Here is a 20,601-nt window from a genome sequence, read left to right on the forward strand (position 1 = left end):
TATTTATTGAAGGAGGTATTTTGATGTCTTCTCAGGAACGAACTGAAGAATTAATAATAAATACTGAAGAGGTAGATACGGTTACTGATGTCACTAAAACTGACCATCTTGTCCTTACAGTAGTGGGAATTCTTCCGTTTTTTGTTGGATTTGTTTGGTTTTTAGTCTATTAATATTTTATATTCAAAATATTAATATAGAAAGGAAGATAGAAGATGAATAAAAACTCAATAGATATAGCCCCAGTCCCTGCTACAAAAAGGGATGCGGGACCTCTAAGCATGTTCTGGCTCTTCGCAGGTGGAAATGTCTTATTAGCTGCATTTATGGTTGGAAGTGATTATGCAGAGACGCTTGGTTTGGTGCCAATGATTATGGTAACCATTTTTGGTAATTTAGCGGCTTACACTATATGTGCTTGGTCAGCTCAGAAAAACATTAAATATGGTTTGGATGAAGCAATCTCACATAGACCAGCATTCGGATATTATGGCGCCTTGTTTGGTGTTTTTCTGATCGTTTTTATTACTATTGGTTGGGTTGGTATCCTCTCCTCTATGACTGGAACAGCTGGTCAAATGGTAATGGAGACAATTACAGGGGGATACACGTTCCCAGGAGACTATAGTATATATGCACTAGGCGGTGGAATAGTCATTCCTCTATTATTACTTTTAATCAACCCTAAAATGGGATTTAAGGTGGCTAATATTACGGTTCCATTAATGATCATTTTTTCCATTATTATGTTGTTCCAAATGTTAAGTGCAGAAAACCTTTCTGCTATATCTAGTGTAGAACCAACTGGAGAATTCGGCTGGATGTATGCTTTTGAAGTTATTTTTGCATTCGCCGTAGTTTGGTTACCTTACCTAGGAGCTTGGAATAAATTTTCGAAAAAGGAGCGTGGAGGCTTCTGGGGAACTTACTTAGGGTTAGCTCTAGTTGGTATGTTGTTTGGTATTATAGGTGGACTTGCTACGCTACTAACAGGTAAAATCGATCCCACATTATGGATGGCTGAACTAAACTTGGGGATATTTGGATTTGTCATTGTTATTCTAGGGACTATTACTAGTTGTGCAATATTATTATATGCTGCAATAATGGCTGTATTGACTGTCTTTCCAAAGTGGAAATTTCATTTAGTAGCGTTATGTGTTGCTGCACCTTCTATTATTTTTGTCTTTCAAGGTACCTTACGTGACATTTTTGATTTAGTATTAATATTTGGGGGAATGTTGGCTGGGCCATACTGGGCAATAATTTTAGCGGATTACTTCATTTTGAGAAAGAGAAAAATTAATCTGAAAGCTTGTTTTGACCCTAAAGGTGTTTACAGTTATTTTAGAGGGATAAACCCGATAGCAGTAATAGCCCAAATAGTAGGTATGCTTCTATGGATATATATTGGAGGATGGATGACAGGTTTTGAAATTATCACTTTTGCTTCAGGAGATGCCATATTTACGATTACATCTGCTACCTTACCGGCTATGATAGTTTCTGGAACGGTATATGTTATATTAGCTAGGCGGTATTTTAAAGGAAAATTAATGGGAGATTACCATTTGAATGATTATGAAGAAGAAAACAGAGTTGGGGAATTGAAAGAAATTAAGAAGGAATTAGATAAAGCTAATTAAAATAGGTTGAATGTTGAAATATAATATAACTACAGTTTTGATAGGGAATGCCGTTCTATTTTTTACGGCCTTTCCCTTTCATATAAAATTTACTTAAGGAGGAGTAACAAATGGCGAATGATACTTGGAGCTCTGTACTACATGAGGGAATAGCAACTTTTATGAAAAGACCGATTGTTAAACCTCAAAGGGATGCAATTAAAAATAACAATGTTAAAGCTGCCCTACTAGGGATACCCTTTGATGGCACTACCATCACAAGAACTGGATCGACAATGGGCCCCCGTAAATTCCGTGATGTTTCATCAAGCACTATTCCTTATCACTTTGATTATGATACGGATATTGTGGAAACCTATAATGTTCATGACTGTGGGGATGTTCAGGTCAAAATAGGGTCTCCATTTGAAACAGTTGAAAGAGGAAAGAAAGATGTTTTAGAATTACTCCATGGAGGGGCAATGCCAATGGTAGTCGGTGGTGACCACTTAGTAACTGTTAGTGCAACTAGAGCTTTTGAAGAATTTAATCCTAAGGGAAACTATGGGTTTATTATTTTTGACTCGCACCTTGATACGGCAACCGACATAGATGGGGATAAATGGAACCATTGTTGTCCTGTTCCTAGAACGATGGAATTAAGCTGTTTCAATCCGAATAACGCTGTTATTATTGGTCCACACGGTGCAATGAACCCAAGAGCGGAGTATGAATATGTTAAAGAAAATAATATCTCTCTGTATACGATGAGGGACATATACTCTAAAGGGATTCAACAGGTTATGGAGGAAGCAATTAAAATTGCTTCTGATGGAACAGATGGTGTTTATGTTTCAATTGATATGGACTCTCTTGATGCTTCGGAAACTCCGGGAACTTGTGCACCAACGCCTGGAGGAATTACCAGTAGGGAAATGATCCTTGCAATTGATCAATTAGGTGAATTGGATATTATCGGCTTTGATGTTGTCGAAATTGCACCGCCATATGACCATGCAGATACTACAGCAATAACCGCCTCAAGATTTGCGGTTGATATGTTAGGTTCTAGAGCAAGATATTTATAATATGAATTAATGAAACAAGTAAAATATTTGGAGCTAGATTGATTCAAGAATCCAAATTATAAAGTGGGCTGTTAAACTGACAGCCCGCTAACTTAATAAGAATTTGAAACACATTATAATTCTCATTTGAAGATATAAATATGATAGAAGAGAGTTACTGAGGTAAATCCCTTTTTGTCTTTACAATGTCTAGCACACGCGATTGTGGTAAACCGATCATAGAGTGAATCTCTATGGTGTTTTACTCTTATTATAGAAATCTAGTTCAACATGTTAGTTATATGTCACGGGAAGGGAGGATGAGTAATTGAAACACATTAACGTAACATTAGCGCAACTTACCCCGAAACTAGAAGACAAAGATTATAATTTTGACCAAATTAGTAAAGCAATGGTAAAAGCCAATAAAGAACAATCTGATCTGATTGTATTTCCAGAGCTATTTTTAACAGGATATTCTATGGGAGATAAATTAAATGAGTTGGCAGAAACAATTGATGGACCGAGCGTCAACAAAATAAAAGAAATGTGTAAATCGTTATCATTATATGCAGTTTTCGGATTTCCGGAATTGGGTGATAACGGTCATTATTATATAACATCTGCACTTATTGATGATAAAGGGGAACTTATAGGGACCTATAGAAAAACACATCTTTTTGATCAGGAAAAGGCATTTTTTAATTCCGGTTCTGGCTTGAAAGTTATTCCAACACCAATAGGTAACTTCGGATTAATGATTTGTTTTGACGTAGAGTTTCCAGAAGTAGCTAGGGCTCTTAAGCTTATGGGGGCTGATATTATAGTCATAGTGAACGCGAATATGGACCCATATAAGGAACATCATTATATATATGCCAAATCCCGTGCGATGGAAAATGAAATTCCCGTTGTAATATGTAACCGCTTAGGTCTAGAAGAAGATCTTAACTTCTGTGGTGATAGTTTAGTGCTTGATTCTTGGGGTCATGAATTATTAACAATGGAAGGTTCGGAGGATGTTAAAACGGTTACACTACCACTTTTATCTGTAAAGGATCCCAAAATGAATTATGTGTCTAGTAGAAAAACAGATTTATATTCAGTACTAATAGACAAATAGTAAAGCTGAATAAAAGAAGAAGACACCGCCACGTTTTTATTTCACTTTGAGGTAAATATCAAATGCTGCCCGTCCGCTAGCAATATGTATCGGAAGAGCAGCTTTTTTTATAATAATACTAATTCAGAATCCCTCATACTCAAGTTCGGCAGTTAAAGGGTACATGTTTCAAGAAAGATTATCCACATCTCTTCCATGTAGGGCGTTTATCCACAGTTAAAATAGGGGAGCTCACGTTATTCATAGGCACACATTTGTGGATAATTTCTACATCACGGTTTATATGAGGTTAATATAGGCATTTAGCACAAAACGTTTTCTTGCTTCTCCATCGCCGACAATAATCTCTTTTGCCTTCAGATTATCGGTGTGATAACGTCCCCTTTTATTTCGGGTTTACCTGATGGCATTTTTTCGCCTACAATGTAATGCTCGCCGGTTCGTTGAAGATAGCGCAGATTGTCTTCGGATGCCATGGCAATTACAACCTGAAGAAGGTCAGGTCGTTTATTCTTCGTCATCTGATGCCTCGGGAGGTTCCACCTCAAAATTAGACGATGTCGTGTTAAAATAAATGAGATCTACTTCAAGGTTCATCAGATCAGCCGTGGCGTAGTAGACCTGTTTTTCTAAAGCCTCTTTCACTTCCAGCAGGACGTCCATTCTCCGTTAGAGCTAGTGAAATACGACCTGACGTAAACCGGGAATCACGACATCATCATGAATCCAATCTTCCATGCCGAGTACTTGTTGGTGCCAGGGCACGGTTGGCAACCATCGCAAATATTTGTCAATGTTCACTTGATGATTGCGGTCTTTCAACAATTTTTAAAGAATCTCATCGAGACCGAATTTGTGGCGTCCATAACCCAAAAGAGGCCGAAAACGAGCGCAAACAGCGTGAACAGATTGCTGAACAGTTGAAGCAGGAGCTGGAAACAATCAGTCAGCTGCTGGATAAGCAACATACCAAAGCTGTTTGTAAACTCAGGGTTCATAAGGTATGTGGCCGTTATCTCTGTCAGCTGAAAGATGGCCGCTTGAAGCTCAATAAACAGGCTATTCGGGGTGCAGAGCGCTATGACGGGAAATATCTGATTCGTACGTCGGATGATACACTATCTTTGAAGGATATAGCCCTTGGCCATAAACAGCTTATTGAGGTTGAGCAGGTTTTCCGGAAGTTGAAATCAACGCTGTCTCTTCGTCCAATGTATCATCGCCTGGATGAACGAATTCAAGCGTACATCCTCTTGAACTGGCTGGCGCTACTGTTGATTCGAATTGCCGAGGTGGAAACCGGTGCGTCCTGGCCGAGGCTTCGTCAGGAATTGGATGAAATTCACCTTGGAAGATTTTCTTCTAAAAACGGTGACCTCTATCAGCGGACCGAATTAACACATGAACAGCGCCTAATTCATGGGAGACTTGGGATTGAGGCTCCTCCAAAGATCCATGAAATGCAGCCAAAATCCTAGTTACACGCTCTTTGTGTCCAAAAACACCGCAAAACGCTATCCCTATGCCCTTTTGCGGTGTTTTCGCTTACCTAGTCACTGTCGAAGTTGAGACAGAAAATGCGTATCTATAAAGAGTTTCGTATGTTGACACTGGGTTGGTCTGATGGTGCTACATTTCTTCCCGTTTCTTTTTGTTATTGAGTTCGAAAAAGAGTCAGATCAATGGTATATCAGAAAATATTGATAAATGTAGTTCCGGTTACAAGCGCCGAAAAGAGGCGTTACAAACGGCACCAGAACAGATTACATATATGATTGCCCGGGCAATGAAAGCCGGCATTGATGCCTTCTATGTGCTGATGGATTCATGGTTTATACAACTGCCCTTCATTAAAGACCTGACAGAACAAGGTCTGGACGTGATTGGCATGGTCCAAAAATTAAAACAGCTTTACCTTGTAGATGGCAAGCGTATTAGCTTAGATGAGCTGTATCGCCTGGCTGTACCAACCGATGGGAAAAGAGGTATTTTGCGCTCCATCCATACGACACAGGCCAATGGTGTGCCTGTTAAGGTCGTTTTCGTCCGAAATCGGAATAAGGAAAGTGATTGGTTAGCGATTTTAAGTACAGACTGTACCCTGAATGACCAGGAAATTATCCGTATTTTCGGCATGCGCTTGGATATTGAGGTTTTCTTCAAAACGACTAAGTCTCTTTTGAAGCTTCAGAAGGAATTCCAGAGCCGTTCCTATGACGCTCTCATCAGTCACACAAGCATTGTGTTTGTAAGGTATATTATGATGTTGTGGCAAAACTGCTGCAGCACAGACGACCGAACATTTGGCAGTATGTTTTATGAATTATGTGATGAAGTAAATGACCTCGAGGGCTGTCGCGTTACAGCAGTTAACCGAGCTTCTTGAAGATACCCTGAAAAAGGGTAATAAGAAAATGTAACAACTCATCAAAAGTCAACTGCAGCATGGATTGCGGGGTTGCCGAATTATATCAAGGTATACCCGCCTATTTCATTATGTGAAAGTTGAGATTCTTATAAATCTGCTTTTAAATGTAATTAGCACCTTTACTTTTATCGATATGAAATTTAATCACCTGTATTACCCTGGTGCCATGATTTTTTAAATTCTGGCACTTTTCATTATACCAACCAAATATCATACTGGTCTATAAATTCAGAGTAACAGTTATGTAAGCGATTTATTTCAATTCATGAATGAAGCTAAAAGGTATCAAATAATCTTAGTCGTCAGTCAGTCGAATGCGGTTACTTATCATACATGTTTACAACCAGAAAGGAGATGATCCTATTGTTAAAAAACTTAGTTGAATTGGATCAAAAACACTTTATTCACCCGACATCTTCCATTCAGCAGCAACAACAGGAAGGTCCGGCCTTTATTTTTGAAAAAGGAGATGGCATTTATTTAACAGATACCAAGGGTGACACTTATATCGATGCGATGTCCGCATTATGGAACGTTAATATTGGTCATGGACGCACTGAATTGGCGGAAGTCGCCAAAGATCAGATGGAAAACTTGGCATTTAGTTCTGCCTTTTCCACATTCAGTCACGAGCCCGCGATATTGCTTGCAGAAAAAATTGCTTCCATAGCACCAGACAGTTTAAATGCCGTGTTTTTTACGTCCGGCGGATCTGAATCAAATGATACGTCATTTAAATTAGCACGGCATTATTGGAAGGTGAAAGGTGAGCCGAAACGCCGAAAAATCATTTCCCGGAAAAAGGCTTATCATGGCGTGGCTGCTGCGTCAACTAGTGCAACGGGTATTCCGCAATTTTGGGATATGGCCGGAACATTTACGCCTGATTTTGTGCATGCGGAAACACCCTATGAAAAAAGCACAGCTGAAGCGATTGATTCGATGCGTCAGGTGATCGAACAAGAGGGGCCGGAAACGATTGCGGCGTTTATCGCTGAACCGGTGCAAGGTGCTGGCGGGGTGATCATTCCGCCTAATGATTATTTTCAAGAAATCCGGAAGCTTTGTGATGAATACGATATTTTGTTTATCGCCGACGAAATCATTACCGGGTTCGGGCGCACAGGGGAGATGTTCGGCGTGGAAAATTGGGAAGTGGAGCCTGACTTGATGACGTTTGCCAAAGGTGTCACAAGTGGCTATCTTCCGTTCGGCGGGGTTATTGTTTCAGACGAAATCCATGAAACGTTGAAAGAGAAGTCTACCGGCACACTATTCCACGGATTTACGTATAGCGGTCATCCAACGGCCAGCGCGGTTGCGTTAAAAAACATTGAGATCATCGAGAATGAAAAGCTACGTGAAAACGCTCGTCACATGGGTGAGCGGTTGTTGAAAGGCTTCCAACGAATCAAAGCTGATGCCAACATTGTTGGCGAGGTTCGGACACTTGGATTGCTTGGGGCTATTGAACTTGTCAAAGATCCGGCCACTAACGAGCGCTTCCCGGCAGATTGGAAGGTGGCAGCAAATGCCATCCAAGCGCTGTATGACCAGGGCGTCATATGCCGTCCTGTCACATTTGATAGCACGGATATTATTTGTTTTGCACCGCCGCTGATCATTAATGAAGCACAAGTCGATACCCTTGTGGCGAGAGTTCATGATGCTGTGTTGGCGGTTGAAAAAGAGATTGGCTGAGGAAAAAAGTGGGATAGCCATCGTTTCAAAATTACTATGACAAAGATACCCAGCAGTGATCACGGCATAAAACAGTTTGATTATTCATACATTTTTATCAGCCCACTAACCAAAAAATAGGCAGAGGAGGGTAATCATGCGTGATCAGAAACTGTTGAGGATTTTGGGGAATAAGGACGTGATCGCGCTTGCTTTTGGTGCCATGATCGGCTGGGGTTGGGTTGTCACAGCCGGTTTATGGGTGACCGAAGCTGGGTCATTGGGTGCGATTTTGGCTTTCCTGGTCGGCGGTTTACTTGTGGTTCTAGTTGGATTGACGTATGCAGAATTAGCTTCTGCCCTGCCACTTGCAGGTGGTGAGCTTGTTTATTCCTTTAAAGCAATGGGAAGAATCGTTTCGTTTATTGCTACATGGGCCGTAATACTTGGGTATGTTTCGGTGATAGCATTTGAAGCAGTTGCCTTGCCAACCGTCTTTGAATATCTGATACCGAACTACAGCCAAGGCCATTTATATACTGTTGCTGGATGGGACGTTACGCTAACCTGGGCCGGGATTGGTATCATAGGATCGATCATTATTGCCTGGGTTAATTACCGCGGTATTAAGCTGACGTCTTCGATTACGGTGATTTTGACCGGGTTGATTCTTGCTGCAGGTGTTTTATTGATCACCGGTGGTACGGTCAGCGGCAATGTTGAAACAATGCAGCCATTTTTTGCAGCGGGCTCTGCAGGTATTATGTCAGTCATTATTATGACGCCGTTTATGTTTGTCGGCTTTGATGTCATTCCACAAGCAGCAGAAGAGATTAATGTGCCCCAGAAGCGAATCGGTCAACTGCTGATTGTATCAGTTGTCCTCGCAGTCCTTTGGTATGTTGCCGTTATTTTTGGTGTCTCCCGGATGCTGAGTCCGGCTGAACTGAGTGAATCGAACCTCGTAACGGCCGATGCGATGGCTAAAGCGTTTGGCGACAGCCGGATGATGGGAAATTTGCTTGTGCTGGGTGGTATTGGCGGCATTTTAACAAGTTGGCTCGGCTTTTATGTGGGCGGCAGCCGCGCCATTTACGCCTTGGCTCGAGCGGGTATGCTTCCCAAATCATTGGGGGAATTGCACCCCAAATATAATACACCGCATAAGGCGATCATACTGATTGCTGTTCTGTCCACTGCAGCGCCGCTACTTGGCCGTCCTGCACTGGAATGGCTGGTTAACGCAGGCGGACTCGGGCTTGTCGTAGCATGGCTGATGGTGGCGATATCGTTCATTATTCTCCGTAAAAAAGATCCGGAGATGGAGCGTCCGTTTAAGCTTTCCGGTGGCACCTTAATTGGCTGGATTGCCGTCGTCATGTCAATTGGTGTTGGGATTTTGTATATGCCGGGCATGCCATCAGCACTCGTTTGGCCCTATGAATGGGCAATCATTGGTCTATGGGTCATATTAGGCTTTGTCCTGTATAATGTATCGATGGCGAAATACGGCACGGCTTATGCGGATAAGCGGATGAAAGAAGAAATTGACCGGACCGCTTAGAGGGGAATCCTACTTTTATAAAAAACTAGAAAATATGCTTATCATAGGATTAAACCGTAAACTATGAAGATCTTAGGAAGCATGCAGGATGCAAGGAAATGAATATTAATCGTTTGAATGGATAGCGAACAATGGCTGGTACTGTTCGCTATCTGTTTTTTATGTGATCAGTTCCTGTGGCATAAAGAAGCCGTTCTTTCAATCTTTCCCATACCCAAAAACACCGTCGTTTGCTACAATAGTCACACCGATGATTTTAGTAGCGAGGTGGCAAAGCATGGGGAAAAATCTATCAGAACGTGATGTCTGCAGTAAATTTATCACGCCTGCTGTCATAGATGCCGGCTGGGATTTACATAAACAAATTCGGGAGGAAGTCAGTTTTACAGCAGGTCGCATTATTGAACGGCATAACGGATATATCCGCAAACAAGGGAAACGGGCCGATTATATCCTTTATTACAAACCGAATATTCCCCTTGCCATTATCGAAGCCAAGGATCAAAACCACTCTGTCGGCTCCGGCATGCAGCAGGCCTTGGACTACGCTGAGACGCTCGATATTCCGTTTGTTTACAGTTCAAATGGAAAAGGCTTTGTGGAGCATGATCGAACGAACTCAGATGAGCAAATTACACGGCAATTGTCCCTGAAGTCCTTCCCCTCTCCCGAAGAACTGTGGAATCGGTACCGGAAATCTCAGGGTTTTACCGAAGAAGAAGAGAAGATTGTTGCCCAGGACTACTTTATGGAACCGGGTGGCAAGACCCCTCGCTACTATCAGCGGATTGCCATTAATCGAACAGTGGAAGCCGTTGCGAAAGGCGGGGACCGGAATTTATTAGTCTGCGCAACTGGTACAGGCAAAACGATGATTGCGTTTAACATTATTCATCGCCTCTGGAAATCCCGTGCGAAAAAACGTATCTTATTTTTGGCGGATCGAAATATATTAGTTGATCAGACGATGGCCAATGACTTCAAACATTTTGGCGATAAGATGACCAAAATTACCAATCGTACTGTTGATAAATCTTATGAAATTTATTTAGCTCTTTATCAGGGCGTATCAGGTGCTGAAGATTGGAAAAATATTTATAAAGAATTTTCCCCTGATTTCTTTGATTTAATCGTGATTGATGAGTGCCATCGCGGCTCAGCACGGGAAGATTCCGCATGGCGGGAGATACTGGCGTACTTCAGTGATGCGACACATATCGGACTGACAGCAACACCGAAAGAGACAGAAGACGTTTCCAATATTCATTATTTTGGCGAACCGATTTATACGTATTCACTCAAGCAGGGTATCAATGACGGTTTCTTAGCGCCTTATCGTGTGATTCGTTATACGTTTGACCGTGATGTGGAAGGTTGGCGTCCACGAAAAGGTGAAAAGGATCGGTTTGGTAATTTAATAGAAGACCGGATGTATAACAAGAAAGATTTCGACAAAGGCTTGGTCCTGGAAAATCGGACGATTCAAGTTGCCAAAAAAGTAGCTGAATATATGGCGCATACGGATCGTTTCCAAAAGGCGATCATCTTTTGTGTGAATGTTGACCATGCCGAGCGAATGCGCCAGGCGATTGCCAATGAAAATCCGGACTTGGTGACTGAGAATCACAAGTATGTCATGCGCATTACCGGGGATAACGAGGAAGGGAAAATGGAGCTGGATAACTTTATTGACCCTGAATCTGTGTATCCGGTTGTGACAACGACATCTAAGTTAATGACAACAGGGGTCGATGCACAAACGTGTAAATTAATCGTATTAGACTCTGTTATAAATAGCCCTATAGAATTCAAGCAAATCATTGGACGTGGTACACGCATTAATGAGGAATATGGCAAATATTCATTTACAATCCTTGATTTTCGTGGTGTCACCGATTTGTTTGCTGATCCAGACTTTGATGGTGATCCTGTTCAAATCTATGAACCGAAAGATGGTGATCCCGCAGTACCGCCTGAGCAAGACGGGGGAGATGAACCGGATGATCCTGATTCACTTGACGATGGTTACCCGGAAAGAGACCCGGGTGGTGCGGACATCTTTATTGACGATAAAGATAATGAGAACAAAATCTATTATGTCAAAGATGCAAACGTAAAAGTTGTTTCTGAAAAAGTTCAATACTACGGTGAAGATGGTAAATTAATTACTGAGTCACTCAAAGACTATACAAAGAAAACGGTCCAGAATGAATATCAGACATTAGATGAATTTCTGAATAAATGGAATGAATCAGAGCGAAAAGAAGCCATTATCCAGGAATTGCTGGAACAGGGTGTCATGCTGGATGAATTGGAGCGGACAGTCGGGCGTGATTATGACCCGTTCGATTTAATCCTTCACGTAGCATATGATCAGAAACCTTTAACACGACAAGAACGAGCGAATAATGTTAAAAAGCGGGATTACTTTACCAAATATGGCGACAAAGCCCGAGCCGTGCTGGAAAAACTTCTGGATAAATATGCTGATGATGGTGTTGAAAATATTGAAAGCATGGAAGTGTTGAAATTAGATACCTTCAGCGAGCATGGATCGGTTATTGAGATCATAAAAGAATTCGGCGGAAAAAATAACTATTTAATGGCCGTACAGGAATTAGAACAGGAAATTTATGCGTCTTAATTAGAATAGGGAGAGGTAACGAGCATGAGTATTACGTCTGTGATTAAAAGTATTCAGGATATTATGCGCCAGGACGTTGGTGTTGATGGGGATGCCCAGCGAATTGGCCAGTTAGTTTGGATGATCTTTCTAAAAATCTTTGATGATAAAGAAAGGGAACTGGAAGTAATAGAGGACGATTATCAATCCCCGATTCCGGAGCACATCAGGTGGCGTCATTGGGCTGCGAATGATGAGGGCATGACGGGAGATGAATTACTAGCGTTTGTAAATGATGAACTATTCCCAGCATTAAAAGAATTGGAAGTAACCGAAGTCCATTCACGTGCGAATATGGTTCGTTCGGTCTTTGATGATGCTTATAACTATATGAAATCAGGGACGTTGATTCGTCAAGTTGTGAACAAAATTAACGAAATAGATTTTAATAGCTCTGAAGATCGTCATCTGTTTAACGATTTTTATGAAACATTCCTAAAAAATTTGCAAAGCGCCGGCAACAGCGGCGAGTACTACACACCACGTGCCGTGACTCAATTTGCCGTGGATATGGTCAATCCGAAATTAGGTGAAAAAATACTGGACCCAGCGTGCGGAACAGGTGGTTTTTTAACCAGTTCAATCGATCACTTGAGAAAACAGGCCCAAACAGTCGAAGAACGCCAAACCTTTCAAGATACCGTCTTGGGAACTGAAAAGAAACCATTGCCTCATTTGCTCGGTGTTACAAACTTGATATTGAATGATATCGAAGTGCCTAAAATACGTCGTGATAATTCCTTAGCGCAGCCATTACGTAATTATTCCAGAAAAGATAAAGTCGATATTGTCGTTACCAATCCCCCATTTGGCGGGACAGAAGAAGACGGCATTCAAGCGAACTTTCCAAATAATTTTCGAACCAAGGAAACAGCTGATTTATTCATGGTGCTGATTATGACATTGTTGAAAGATAATGGACGTGGCGCCATTGTTTTACCTGATGGCTTTTTGTTTGGTGATGACGGTGTTAAGTATCGGATAAAGGAAAGGTTGCTGACAGAATTTAATCTGCACACGATTGTCCGATTACCGCATAATGTATTTTCACCGTACACAAATATTCGTACGAACGTGTTGTTTTTTGAAAAAGGGAAACCCACAGAAGAAGTCTGGTATTATGAACATCCTTATCCGGAAGGGCAAAAAAGCTATTCCAAAACTAAGCCGATCCGTATCGAGGAATTTGACCGTGAAAAAGCCTGGTGGAATAACCGCGAAGAAAACGAATATGCCTGGAAAGTGTCTATTGATGACATAAAAGAACGGGATTATAATCTGGATATCAAAAATCCTTATACGGAAGAGGAAGAGTATTTGGATCCAGAGGAAGCTTTGGCACGTTATCAGAAAGCGAAAGCGGATGTGAAAGATACCAAGCAAAAATTGGCAGACGAACTCGCTTCCATTATGAAAGAGGTGTTTTGATGGAACTACTTTTAAAACACTTTGAAGAGATTGTGCAGACGGAAGAAGATGTAGAGGAATTAAAAAAGATCATTTTAGAATTAGCCATTCAGGGAAATATTGTCCCACAGAATAAAAATGAAAAACCTGCTTTAAAGCAATTGGAAAATGAGGAAAAACTCCATGAAAAGGTACCAGAAATAACAGAAAATCCTTTTGATTTACCAAGTAATTGGACTTGGTTACACATGAGAGACATAATGAATATTGGTTCCTCAAAAAGAGTTAGAAAAGCTGATTGGAGAAATTCGGGAATACCTTTCTACCGGGCTCGAGAGATTGTGAAATTATCCAAACATGGTTTTGTTAATAATGATTTATTTATTTCAAAAGATCATTATTCGCAATTAAAGGACGCTGTTGGCGTGCCAAGGAAAAATGATTTAATGGTTACTGGAGTAGGAACAATAGGGGTTACCTATGTAGTAAAAGAGTCTGATGAATTCTACTATAAGGATGCAAGTGTATTATGCTTTAGTAATATTTATAACATTAATCCGGATTTTGTTAAATTATTTATGCATTCTAACTTTGCTAAAAGCCAAATAACCAAGGATGCTATGGGAACAACTGTTAGTACTCTAACAATTAAAAGGGCAAAAAATTTAGTTTTCCCGTTACCACCGTTCAACGAACAAAATCGTATAGTTAATAGGGTAAACCAATTGTTTGCTATTTGTGATCAACTGCATACACAAATAGAATTGGAAAAACAATCATCAGACAAATTTAATACTAATCTTTTTTCACGTATACAAGACGCATCCAGCCCTTATCAAAAAGAAGATTTGGCTTTTGCCATTGAGCATATGGATGATTTGTGTCAGACAAAAGAAGACGTCGATTTGTTACGACAGAGCCTGTTGAGTTTGGCGGTTCAAGGTAAATTGGTTGAGCAAGATCCAAACGATGAACCGACATCTGTATTGCTTGAAAATATTGAAGGCGAAAAAGAACGTTTAGTGGCAGAAGGCAAGATTAGAAAACCGAAGAAATTGCCTGAGATAATGGAAGAAGAAAAACCATATGAATTGCCACAGGGATGGGAATGGATCAGGTTAGGAACTATATCGAATAAAATTCATTATGGCTATACAGCTTCTGCAAAAGATACAGATACAGGTACAAAGTTACTTAGAATCAGCGATATACAAAAAAATAAAGTGAATTGGAATACTGTCCCCTACTGTGATATTGATGATGACAATTATAAAAAGAATTCGCTGCAAGAGCGAGATATACTTATAGCTCGAACGGGTGGAACAATTGGAAAATCCTTTTTAATTGAAAATATATTATATCCTTCTGTATTTGCATCTTATTTAATTAGAGTTCAGTTGAATAAAACATTAAATGAAAAGTTCTTTAAATATTTTTTAGAAAGTAGTTTATATTGGAATCAACTAAAATCTTCTTCAAAAGGGACAGGTCAGCCTAACGTTAATGCAACTTCATTAAGTAAACTAATAACACCTTTGCCACCTCTGAAGGAGCAAGCTCGAATAGTAAATAAGATTGAGCAAATCTTTGATAAATGTGATGCATTAGAACACAACATTGAATTAAAGTCGAATTATGTAGTGAAATTCCGTAATTCTGTTTTAAATGGTTTAACCGATAATAAGAAGTTACATGAGGATTATTAAAAATCAAGATGATGACGTCGATGATGAGGTTCGGAATCAAGATGATTAAATACAGACAACCGTAATATCATAATAGATACACATAACATTCCAAGGAGAATCAATATGGCAAACAACAAGAAATTGATATTAGATTGTGATCCAGGTCATGATGACGCAATCTCGATTATTTTAGCAGCCTCCAAATTAAGTAACCTCAACATCGAAGCCATTACAACAGTAGCGGGCAATGTTGAAGTTGAAAAAAATACAGTTAATGCGCTCAGAGTATGTGACATTGTTGGATTAAATGATATCCCGGTTGCTCAAGGTGCCTCCACCCCATTGTTCCGAAAACCGGAAATTGCTGAAGAGATTCACGGCGAAACGGGATTGGATGGACCTGAGATGCCTGATAACCCAAATAAAAAGCCGGTTGATCAGCACGCTGTCGATTTAATCATCAATAGAATTATGGCCTCAAACGATGATATAACGCTGGTTCCGACCGGCCCTTTAACAAATATTGGATTAGCCATGATCAAAGAACCGAAAATAATACTAAAAATAAAAGAGATTGTATTAATGGGCGGCGGCACATTCGGCAATTGGACACCGGCGGCTGAATTTAACATTTATGTGGATGCAGAAGCTGCCAAAGTTGTATTTGAAAGCGGCGCACCCATTACCATGTTCGGCTTGGATGTGACGCATCAGGCCATTGCAACCAGGGAAACGGTAGAAAGGCTTTCCGAAATCGATAATCATGTTTCCAATTTTGTCGTTGACCTGCTCAAGTTTTTTATCAAAACAAATGAGGATGTTTTTGATATGGATGGCGGCCCGATCCATGACGCATGCACCGCTCTTTACTTAATGGATCCCGAAATTTTTGGTGTCAAACATGTACGTGTCGATATTGAAACAAAAGGGGAATTCACTTATGGCATGACTTGCGTTGATACACTTGGCGTAACCAATCGAGAACCGAATGTGCATTTCGCCCATCAATTGAATCATAAAAAATTTTGGGGATTATTTGAAGACGCATTATCCTCCTATTCAGATTGACTATAGAGGCACATCTTTTGAGAAACCTCTATAATTTTGGTGTTGAATGATAATAAAGATGTTTTTGTGACATATAGTTGTTCCAGAAAAGGGCCACGCTCGACAAGTTCCGTTATAAGCGCCTTATGGCGTCAGTTTCATTATCGGGCGCAATTATGAGATATGAAAAAACTTTAAAGTCGGAATATAGAATGTGTACATTCATTCTATTCGTGGTATAATGTATGTAGTAAGTTCATAAAATAATAAAGACCGCCCATGCTATTACATGGAGCGGCCAATAGACCGAACCCCATCAAGAGGGGCTAGGCAGCACAAGGTAAAAATAATCCCTCGGCGCTACACCAACGCATATGAGGGGTTATTTTTGGTTTTTGTCAGACATAATAATAGCCACCAGTACCCCGAAGGATATCATGACCGATAATGTACCAACAATGTCCATGGCAAGCACCCCCTTCCCCGGGAAGTCTCCCAAAGAAGACAAACGGCGATCGGCAATGCTACCATACCCCTCATGCGAAGCCAGTCTATTGTATTTTATTATAACATATTCTATCATTTATACTGTAATTAATGAGGAATTATTTGGCTGGGTGTGTCAATAATCTTGTGTAAATGACCCTGTTCCTGTAGAAGGTTTAGCTGTTGTTTTTTTCCAGGTAAAGCATCTTCTTAAGAAATTGCTCTTCAAGTATTCTGGGGGAGGAGACGCCCTTTTCAAGCACAGCCAATAGGTGAATCATTTACATCGCGGAATGCCACCTGGGATGTGATTCAGACACCCGGGCATGCAAAAGATCATTTGTCATTTCTGAATCGCCAAACAGGGCAGCTCTTTTCCGGCGATCTATACGTGCAGCCCAAAACCAAAGTTATATTGCGTGAAGAGAATGTCCCCATGATCATTCATTCCATCGAAAGAATATTGACCTATGATTTTGACGAAATGTTCTGCTGCCATGCGGGTTACGTGAAAGACGGCCGTCAAGCCTTAACCAATAAGCTTGATTATTTAAAGGAATTGCAGGAAAGAATACACACACTCCAAAAGCAAGGTTACAATGAACAGGAAATCTGGGCGACGATCTTTAAAAAGAAATATCCGATTACATCTTTTTCGTTTGGTGAATGGGGGTCGATGCATATTGTCAGGTCGATTCTTAATGACTATAGCTGCGTATTGGTATCCCGGCTACTTTTGTATAGTTAACTAATTTGGTTAAGCTTCTCTGGCGTTTGATGAATCACAATCCAGCGATTATATAAATCGATTAGAAACCCCATTCAAAACATAAACAACAATGTTCCTGGGCCAATACCGTTTATACTTTGCCGATAAATAATAATGATAATACTTATCGACAGCGGAATTGCCGTACACAAAATGGTGCCTGTTGTATAATTGTTCATCAGTTTCCCAAATGCCTTCAACAAATAGTCACTTGGCAAGTATACTGAACTTGATTGAAAATAAATGCATATAGCGACTGCAATTAGGTTGAGACCAATGAATAAGTATATATAACGAATGCTTAAATCATTTGGCACATAAATCATCTGATGCAAGTACAAAAACAAATCAATGAAAACCCCAAAAATGACAGAAAGAGCAATGGTTTTGACAATCATTCCCACGGTGAATTTCATTTTCATAAAATAGCTAAACAGAACCGCAAAGAAGTACAAAATAATGAGGCATACACCGACGGAAAACGGTAATATATATTCAAGATTTTCCGCAGCAGATGTCCAAGGTGCACTTCCTAAGTTACTGATTATCATAAAACTATTGCCTAAAGCATTTAAAGGTATAGCTATTACAAACCATAATGAATTTAAAGATAGTACTCTCATCCAGACCTCCAATTACTCCTGCTCGCTAAAATAGACTGCCATACCTAATGGAACAGGTTAATACCCAATAACTTTTTTCTGCCATTCGGTCGGCCTGCTCTACTTAAATGTTAATACCTGAATATGATTAAATCATATAAGTTTCCAGACTTCTATCCAGTTGATTTTCGGCAGTGACCGAAAATCTTTTGATTGAACAAAGGTAGACAAAACGACACGCCTGGCTGAAGTTTCTTTTCGTGCGGCACTACTCCAAAATCGCGCGACGGTCCTTTGAATTCGTGCGGCACTACTCCAAAATCGCGCGACGGTCCTTTGAATTCGTGCGGCACTACTCCAAAATCGCGCGACGGTCCTTTGAATTCGCGCGGCACTACTCCAAAATCGCGCGACGGTCCTTTGAATTCGCGCGGCACCACTCCGAAATCGCGCGACGATCCTTGATTTTGCGTCGAGTTTCACAACATGGGCACGAAAATCAAATGATGAACGCGAACGGAGAAAAATGTCCTGATCCCTAAACACGCCCCGATAATGTTCAAGCACCCCTTTTCACCCCTACAATCGAAAAAAACCTGGAAATAGGGGCGTCTTCCGGCCGAAAAACTTTAAAAATATTTTTCAGTCTCACGCCCCCAAATGCTCAATAATTTCGATTATCGTTATAAAGAGGGGGAGCCATAAAAAGTATGTAGATCAAACCTGTTTTGGTCGTTGAAACCTATTTCACATTCAAAACGTATGTGACATAGAACCAAAAAAGGGAGCGGGTTTGATGAAGCGGATTAGCAAAAAACGGACAAAGGCTTTTATGATTGACTTCGCGATTTCAACAGCTGTCACAGCCGGGGTGGAATATTTTCTAAGGAAGAAAGTGAAGAATGAAGCTGTTCATGCTTTGATTACGCCAACAGTTATCATGTGGACGCTGGAATATGCCCAGCTGCGCCGTAACGGTCAAACGCTTGGCTATAAGCAACAAGGACTTGTCCTGGAGGATGCGGATGGTTCAGAGCTATCATCTCGCCAAATAGTCAAGCGTATGGCATATCGCGATACAATCGGCGGATTCAGTTATCTGAAAAACCCAAAAGGCTTTGCGGATCAAGATGGGGGAACCATGCCGCAGGATCGCTATGCCCATACGAGCGTTAGAGCGGATATTTCAGGTTGAATAAATAATCAAGAAACTAGCCCTGCTATCCAAAGCACTGATAACAGGGCTGCCGAATGGGAACACGCAAAGCGCTATGTCGCTTTGCGTGTTCCTTTCATAATCAGGCTGATGATGAAAATCAAAATAATTGCGCCGATTAATGCCGGGATGATGGCAAAGCCGCCAATGACTGGTCCAAAATCCCCCATTAAAGCGGAACCAATCCATGCGCCGACAATACCGGCGATGATGTTGCCAATGACACCACCGGGCACGTCTTTTCCGACGATTAAGCTGGCGATCCAGCCTAAAATACCTCCGACAATCAGACTCCAGATAAAGCTCATCATTGTTGCTACCTCCTCGTTTAAAGCTATTATGGCGTTGCGGTTAGTAATATCCTGAATTGGATATGTTTAAACAGGACGTTTCCAGATCCCCCCAACGATACATTGACCCGAATGTTTTGCAAACGTCTGATGAAAGCTTCCGAGTATGATATAATGAAGATTCCGTCATCGTTCATAGAACATAGAAAGAAGGCAGGATAGTATGGCTCATGTATTTCGCTGGTCGGTTTACTTTATCGGGCTCATGATTTTCAGTCTGGGGATCACCATTTCGGTGAATGTGCAGCATCTGGGTATCCACCCGTGGGACGTCTTGAATGTGGCCTTATTTGACTTAATTGGGTTGTCCATCGGTTCCTGGGCAATTATCATTTCCTTTATCTTGATCATCATCTCCTGGATATTGGATAAATCTTATATTAAAATCGGCACATTTTTAAATGCTGTTCTCATTGGCGCTTTTGTTGATCTGTATATGTGGCTGGATTTTCTACCGCATGCAACGCACACGTGGGTGGATATCGTCATTATTTTGGCCGGCATTGTCGTTATGGGGCTGGGCGGGGGCATTTATAATGCAGCAGGCGTTGGTTCGGGCCCGCGTGACGGGTTTATGCTGTCGATCTCCGATAAAACCGGGAAATCGATCGGCAAGGTGCGTATCATCACGGAAACCGGCGTTCTCTTGATTGGATTGCTGCTGGGCGGACCTGTCTTTATTTTCACCTTTGTTTTCACCTTTATTCAAAGCCCGATTTTTGAATTGACGTACCTGCGCATGCGTCCGGTTGTGGACCGTATGACGCTAGCGAAAAAGCATTATTCAAACTCAAGCAGCACAGGCTGACAGGGGCGTGCAGCATAACCATAGATAAAACAGGGGAACGCTAAAACTGATTCCCTGT

The 20,601-nt window shown here is 41.0% G+C and carries 14 protein-coding genes and 4 pseudogenes; 15 read left to right on the forward strand and 3 right to left on the reverse strand.

Annotated features, from left to right (window positions below; all coding sequences use genetic code 11):
* The first annotated feature begins 23 nt into the window (after window positions 1-23).
* The 4 genes from ACFQ4A_RS08700 to ACFQ4A_RS08715 all read left to right on the forward strand — a co-directional run bounded on the left by ACFQ4A_RS08700 (window position 24) and on the right by ACFQ4A_RS08715 (window position 3,815).
* Complete coding sequence (locus ACFQ4A_RS08700) at window positions 24-173, forward strand: hypothetical protein (RefSeq protein WP_382399617.1); 150 nt, start codon at window positions 24-26, stop codon at window positions 171-173.
* Window positions 174-215: 42 nt separating this feature from the next.
* Entirely contained in the window at window positions 216-1,646 is a 1,431-nt protein-coding gene (locus ACFQ4A_RS08705) for a purine-cytosine permease family protein (protein WP_382399619.1), read from the forward strand.
* A 110-nt stretch (window positions 1,647-1,756) separates the two neighbouring features.
* Window positions 1,757-2,713 carry an agmatinase gene (gene speB / locus ACFQ4A_RS08710; protein WP_382399621.1) on the forward strand — a complete coding sequence of 319 codons (957 nt, stop codon included), beginning with the start codon at window positions 1,757-1,759 and terminating at the stop codon, window positions 2,711-2,713.
* 307 nt (window positions 2,714-3,020) lie between these two features.
* Window positions 3,021-3,815: a carbon-nitrogen hydrolase family protein gene (locus tag ACFQ4A_RS08715; protein WP_382399623.1), complete on the forward strand. Its 795-nt coding sequence runs from the start codon at window positions 3,021-3,023 to the stop codon at window positions 3,813-3,815.
* Window positions 3,816-4,118: 303 nt separating this feature from the next.
* Here the strand turns inward: ACFQ4A_RS08715 and ACFQ4A_RS18950 are convergent.
* A pseudogene (locus ACFQ4A_RS18950) lies at window positions 4,119-4,602 on the reverse strand (IS1634 family transposase); the annotation flags it as partial.
* Window positions 4,603-4,657: 55 nt separating this feature from the next.
* Between ACFQ4A_RS18950 and ACFQ4A_RS08730 the strand changes: the two are divergent.
* The 9 genes and pseudogenes from ACFQ4A_RS08730 to ACFQ4A_RS08770 all read left to right on the forward strand — a co-directional run.
* A pseudogene (locus tag ACFQ4A_RS08730) lies at window positions 4,658-5,293 on the forward strand (IS1634 family transposase); the annotation flags it as partial.
* 93 nt (window positions 5,294-5,386) lie between these two features.
* Window positions 5,387-6,324 (forward strand): annotated as a pseudogene (locus ACFQ4A_RS08735) (IS4 family transposase); the annotation flags it as partial.
* 273 nt (window positions 6,325-6,597) lie between these two features.
* A complete protein-coding gene (locus ACFQ4A_RS08740) occupies window positions 6,598-7,944 on the forward strand; it encodes an aminotransferase family protein (protein ID WP_382399843.1) in 1,347 nt (448 codons plus the stop codon).
* A gap of 136 nt (window positions 7,945-8,080) precedes the next feature.
* Window positions 8,081-9,487: an APC family permease gene (locus ACFQ4A_RS08745; RefSeq protein WP_382399631.1), complete on the forward strand. Its 1,407-nt coding sequence runs from the start codon at window positions 8,081-8,083 to the stop codon at window positions 9,485-9,487.
* A 277-nt stretch (window positions 9,488-9,764) separates the two neighbouring features.
* The gene (gene hsdR / locus ACFQ4A_RS08750) at window positions 9,765-12,131 is read left to right on the forward strand and encodes an EcoAI/FtnUII family type I restriction enzme subunit R (RefSeq protein ID WP_382399633.1); all 2,367 of its coding nucleotides are present in this window, start codon (window positions 9,765-9,767) and stop codon (window positions 12,129-12,131) included.
* Between the two features lie 24 nt (window positions 12,132-12,155).
* Window positions 12,156-13,598, forward strand: coding sequence for a type I restriction-modification system subunit M (locus tag ACFQ4A_RS08755; RefSeq protein ID WP_382399635.1), 1,443 nt, complete (start codon window positions 12,156-12,158; stop codon window positions 13,596-13,598).
* Entirely contained in the window at window positions 13,598-15,283 is a 1,686-nt protein-coding gene (locus tag ACFQ4A_RS08760; protein ID WP_382399637.1) for a restriction endonuclease subunit S, read from the forward strand. Before ACFQ4A_RS08755 ends, ACFQ4A_RS08760 begins: the two co-directional genes overlap by 1 nt.
* A 105-nt stretch (window positions 15,284-15,388) precedes the next feature.
* Window positions 15,389-16,333 carry a nucleoside hydrolase gene (locus tag ACFQ4A_RS08765; protein ID WP_382399639.1) on the forward strand — a complete coding sequence of 315 codons (945 nt, stop codon included), beginning with the start codon at window positions 15,389-15,391 and terminating at the stop codon, window positions 16,331-16,333.
* A gap of 691 nt (window positions 16,334-17,024) precedes the next feature.
* Window positions 17,025-17,546 (forward strand): annotated as a pseudogene (locus ACFQ4A_RS08770) (MBL fold metallo-hydrolase); the annotation flags it as partial.
* A 74-nt stretch (window positions 17,547-17,620) separates the two neighbouring features.
* Here the strand turns inward: ACFQ4A_RS08770 and ACFQ4A_RS08775 are convergent.
* Entirely contained in the window at window positions 17,621-18,190 is a 570-nt protein-coding gene (locus tag ACFQ4A_RS08775) for a hypothetical protein (protein ID WP_382399641.1), read from the reverse strand.
* 775 nt (window positions 18,191-18,965) lie between these two features.
* Here ACFQ4A_RS08775 and ACFQ4A_RS08780 point away from each other — a divergent pair.
* On the forward strand, window positions 18,966-19,364 hold the full coding sequence (locus ACFQ4A_RS08780) for an RDD family protein (protein WP_382399643.1): 399 nt from the start codon (window positions 18,966-18,968) through the stop codon (window positions 19,362-19,364).
* A 74-nt stretch (window positions 19,365-19,438) separates the two neighbouring features.
* Here ACFQ4A_RS08780 and ACFQ4A_RS08785 read toward each other — a convergent pair whose 3' ends face one another.
* A complete protein-coding gene (locus ACFQ4A_RS08785) occupies window positions 19,439-19,693 on the reverse strand; it encodes a GlsB/YeaQ/YmgE family stress response membrane protein (RefSeq protein ID WP_382399845.1) in 255 nt (84 codons plus the stop codon).
* A gap of 205 nt (window positions 19,694-19,898) precedes the next feature.
* On the opposite strand from ACFQ4A_RS08785, the gene ACFQ4A_RS08790 reads away from it, so the two are divergent.
* Window positions 19,899-20,543: a YczE/YyaS/YitT family protein gene (locus tag ACFQ4A_RS08790; protein ID WP_382399645.1), complete on the forward strand. Its 645-nt coding sequence runs from the start codon at window positions 19,899-19,901 to the stop codon at window positions 20,541-20,543.
* Window positions 20,544-20,601 lie beyond the last annotated feature (58 nt).

Source organism: Lentibacillus salinarum, assembly GCF_042679865.1.
In the GTDB taxonomy this organism is placed as follows: Bacteria; Bacillota; Bacilli; order Bacillales; family Amphibacillaceae; genus Lentibacillus; species Lentibacillus salinarum.

What these genes read in the sequence shown, in the direction of transcription:
- ACFQ4A_RS08780 (WP_382399643.1), top strand. Translation starts at nt 18,966, where the DNA reads ATGAAGCGGATTAGCAAAAAACGGACAAAGGCTTTTATGATTGACTTC.
- ACFQ4A_RS08790 (WP_382399645.1), top strand. Translation starts at nt 19,899, where the DNA reads ATGGCTCATGTATTTCGCTGGTCGGTTTACTTTATCGGGCTCATGATT.
- ACFQ4A_RS08765 (WP_382399639.1), top strand. Translation starts at nt 15,389, where the DNA reads ATGGCAAACAACAAGAAATTGATATTAGATTGTGATCCAGGTCATGAT.
- ACFQ4A_RS08760 (WP_382399637.1), top strand. Translation starts at nt 13,598, where the DNA reads ATGGAACTACTTTTAAAACACTTTGAAGAGATTGTGCAGACGGAAGAA.
- ACFQ4A_RS08740 (WP_382399843.1), top strand. Translation starts at nt 6,598, where the DNA reads ATGATCCTATTGTTAAAAAACTTAGTTGAATTGGATCAAAAACACTTT.
- ACFQ4A_RS08700 (WP_382399617.1), top strand. Translation starts at nt 24, where the DNA reads ATGTCTTCTCAGGAACGAACTGAAGAATTAATAATAAATACTGAAGAG.
- speB (WP_382399621.1), top strand. Translation starts at nt 1,757, where the DNA reads ATGGCGAATGATACTTGGAGCTCTGTACTACATGAGGGAATAGCAACT.
- hsdR (WP_382399633.1), top strand. Translation starts at nt 9,765, where the DNA reads ATGGGGAAAAATCTATCAGAACGTGATGTCTGCAGTAAATTTATCACG.
- ACFQ4A_RS08705 (WP_382399619.1), top strand. Translation starts at nt 216, where the DNA reads ATGAATAAAAACTCAATAGATATAGCCCCAGTCCCTGCTACAAAAAGG.
- ACFQ4A_RS08775 (WP_382399641.1), bottom strand. Translation starts at nt 18,190, where the DNA reads ATGAGAGTACTATCTTTAAATTCATTATGGTTTGTAATAGCTATACCT.
- ACFQ4A_RS08785 (WP_382399845.1), bottom strand. Translation starts at nt 19,693, where the DNA reads ATGAGCTTTATCTGGAGTCTGATTGTCGGAGGTATTTTAGGCTGGATC.
- ACFQ4A_RS08745 (WP_382399631.1), top strand. Translation starts at nt 8,081, where the DNA reads ATGCGTGATCAGAAACTGTTGAGGATTTTGGGGAATAAGGACGTGATC.
- ACFQ4A_RS08755 (WP_382399635.1), top strand. Translation starts at nt 12,156, where the DNA reads ATGAGTATTACGTCTGTGATTAAAAGTATTCAGGATATTATGCGCCAG.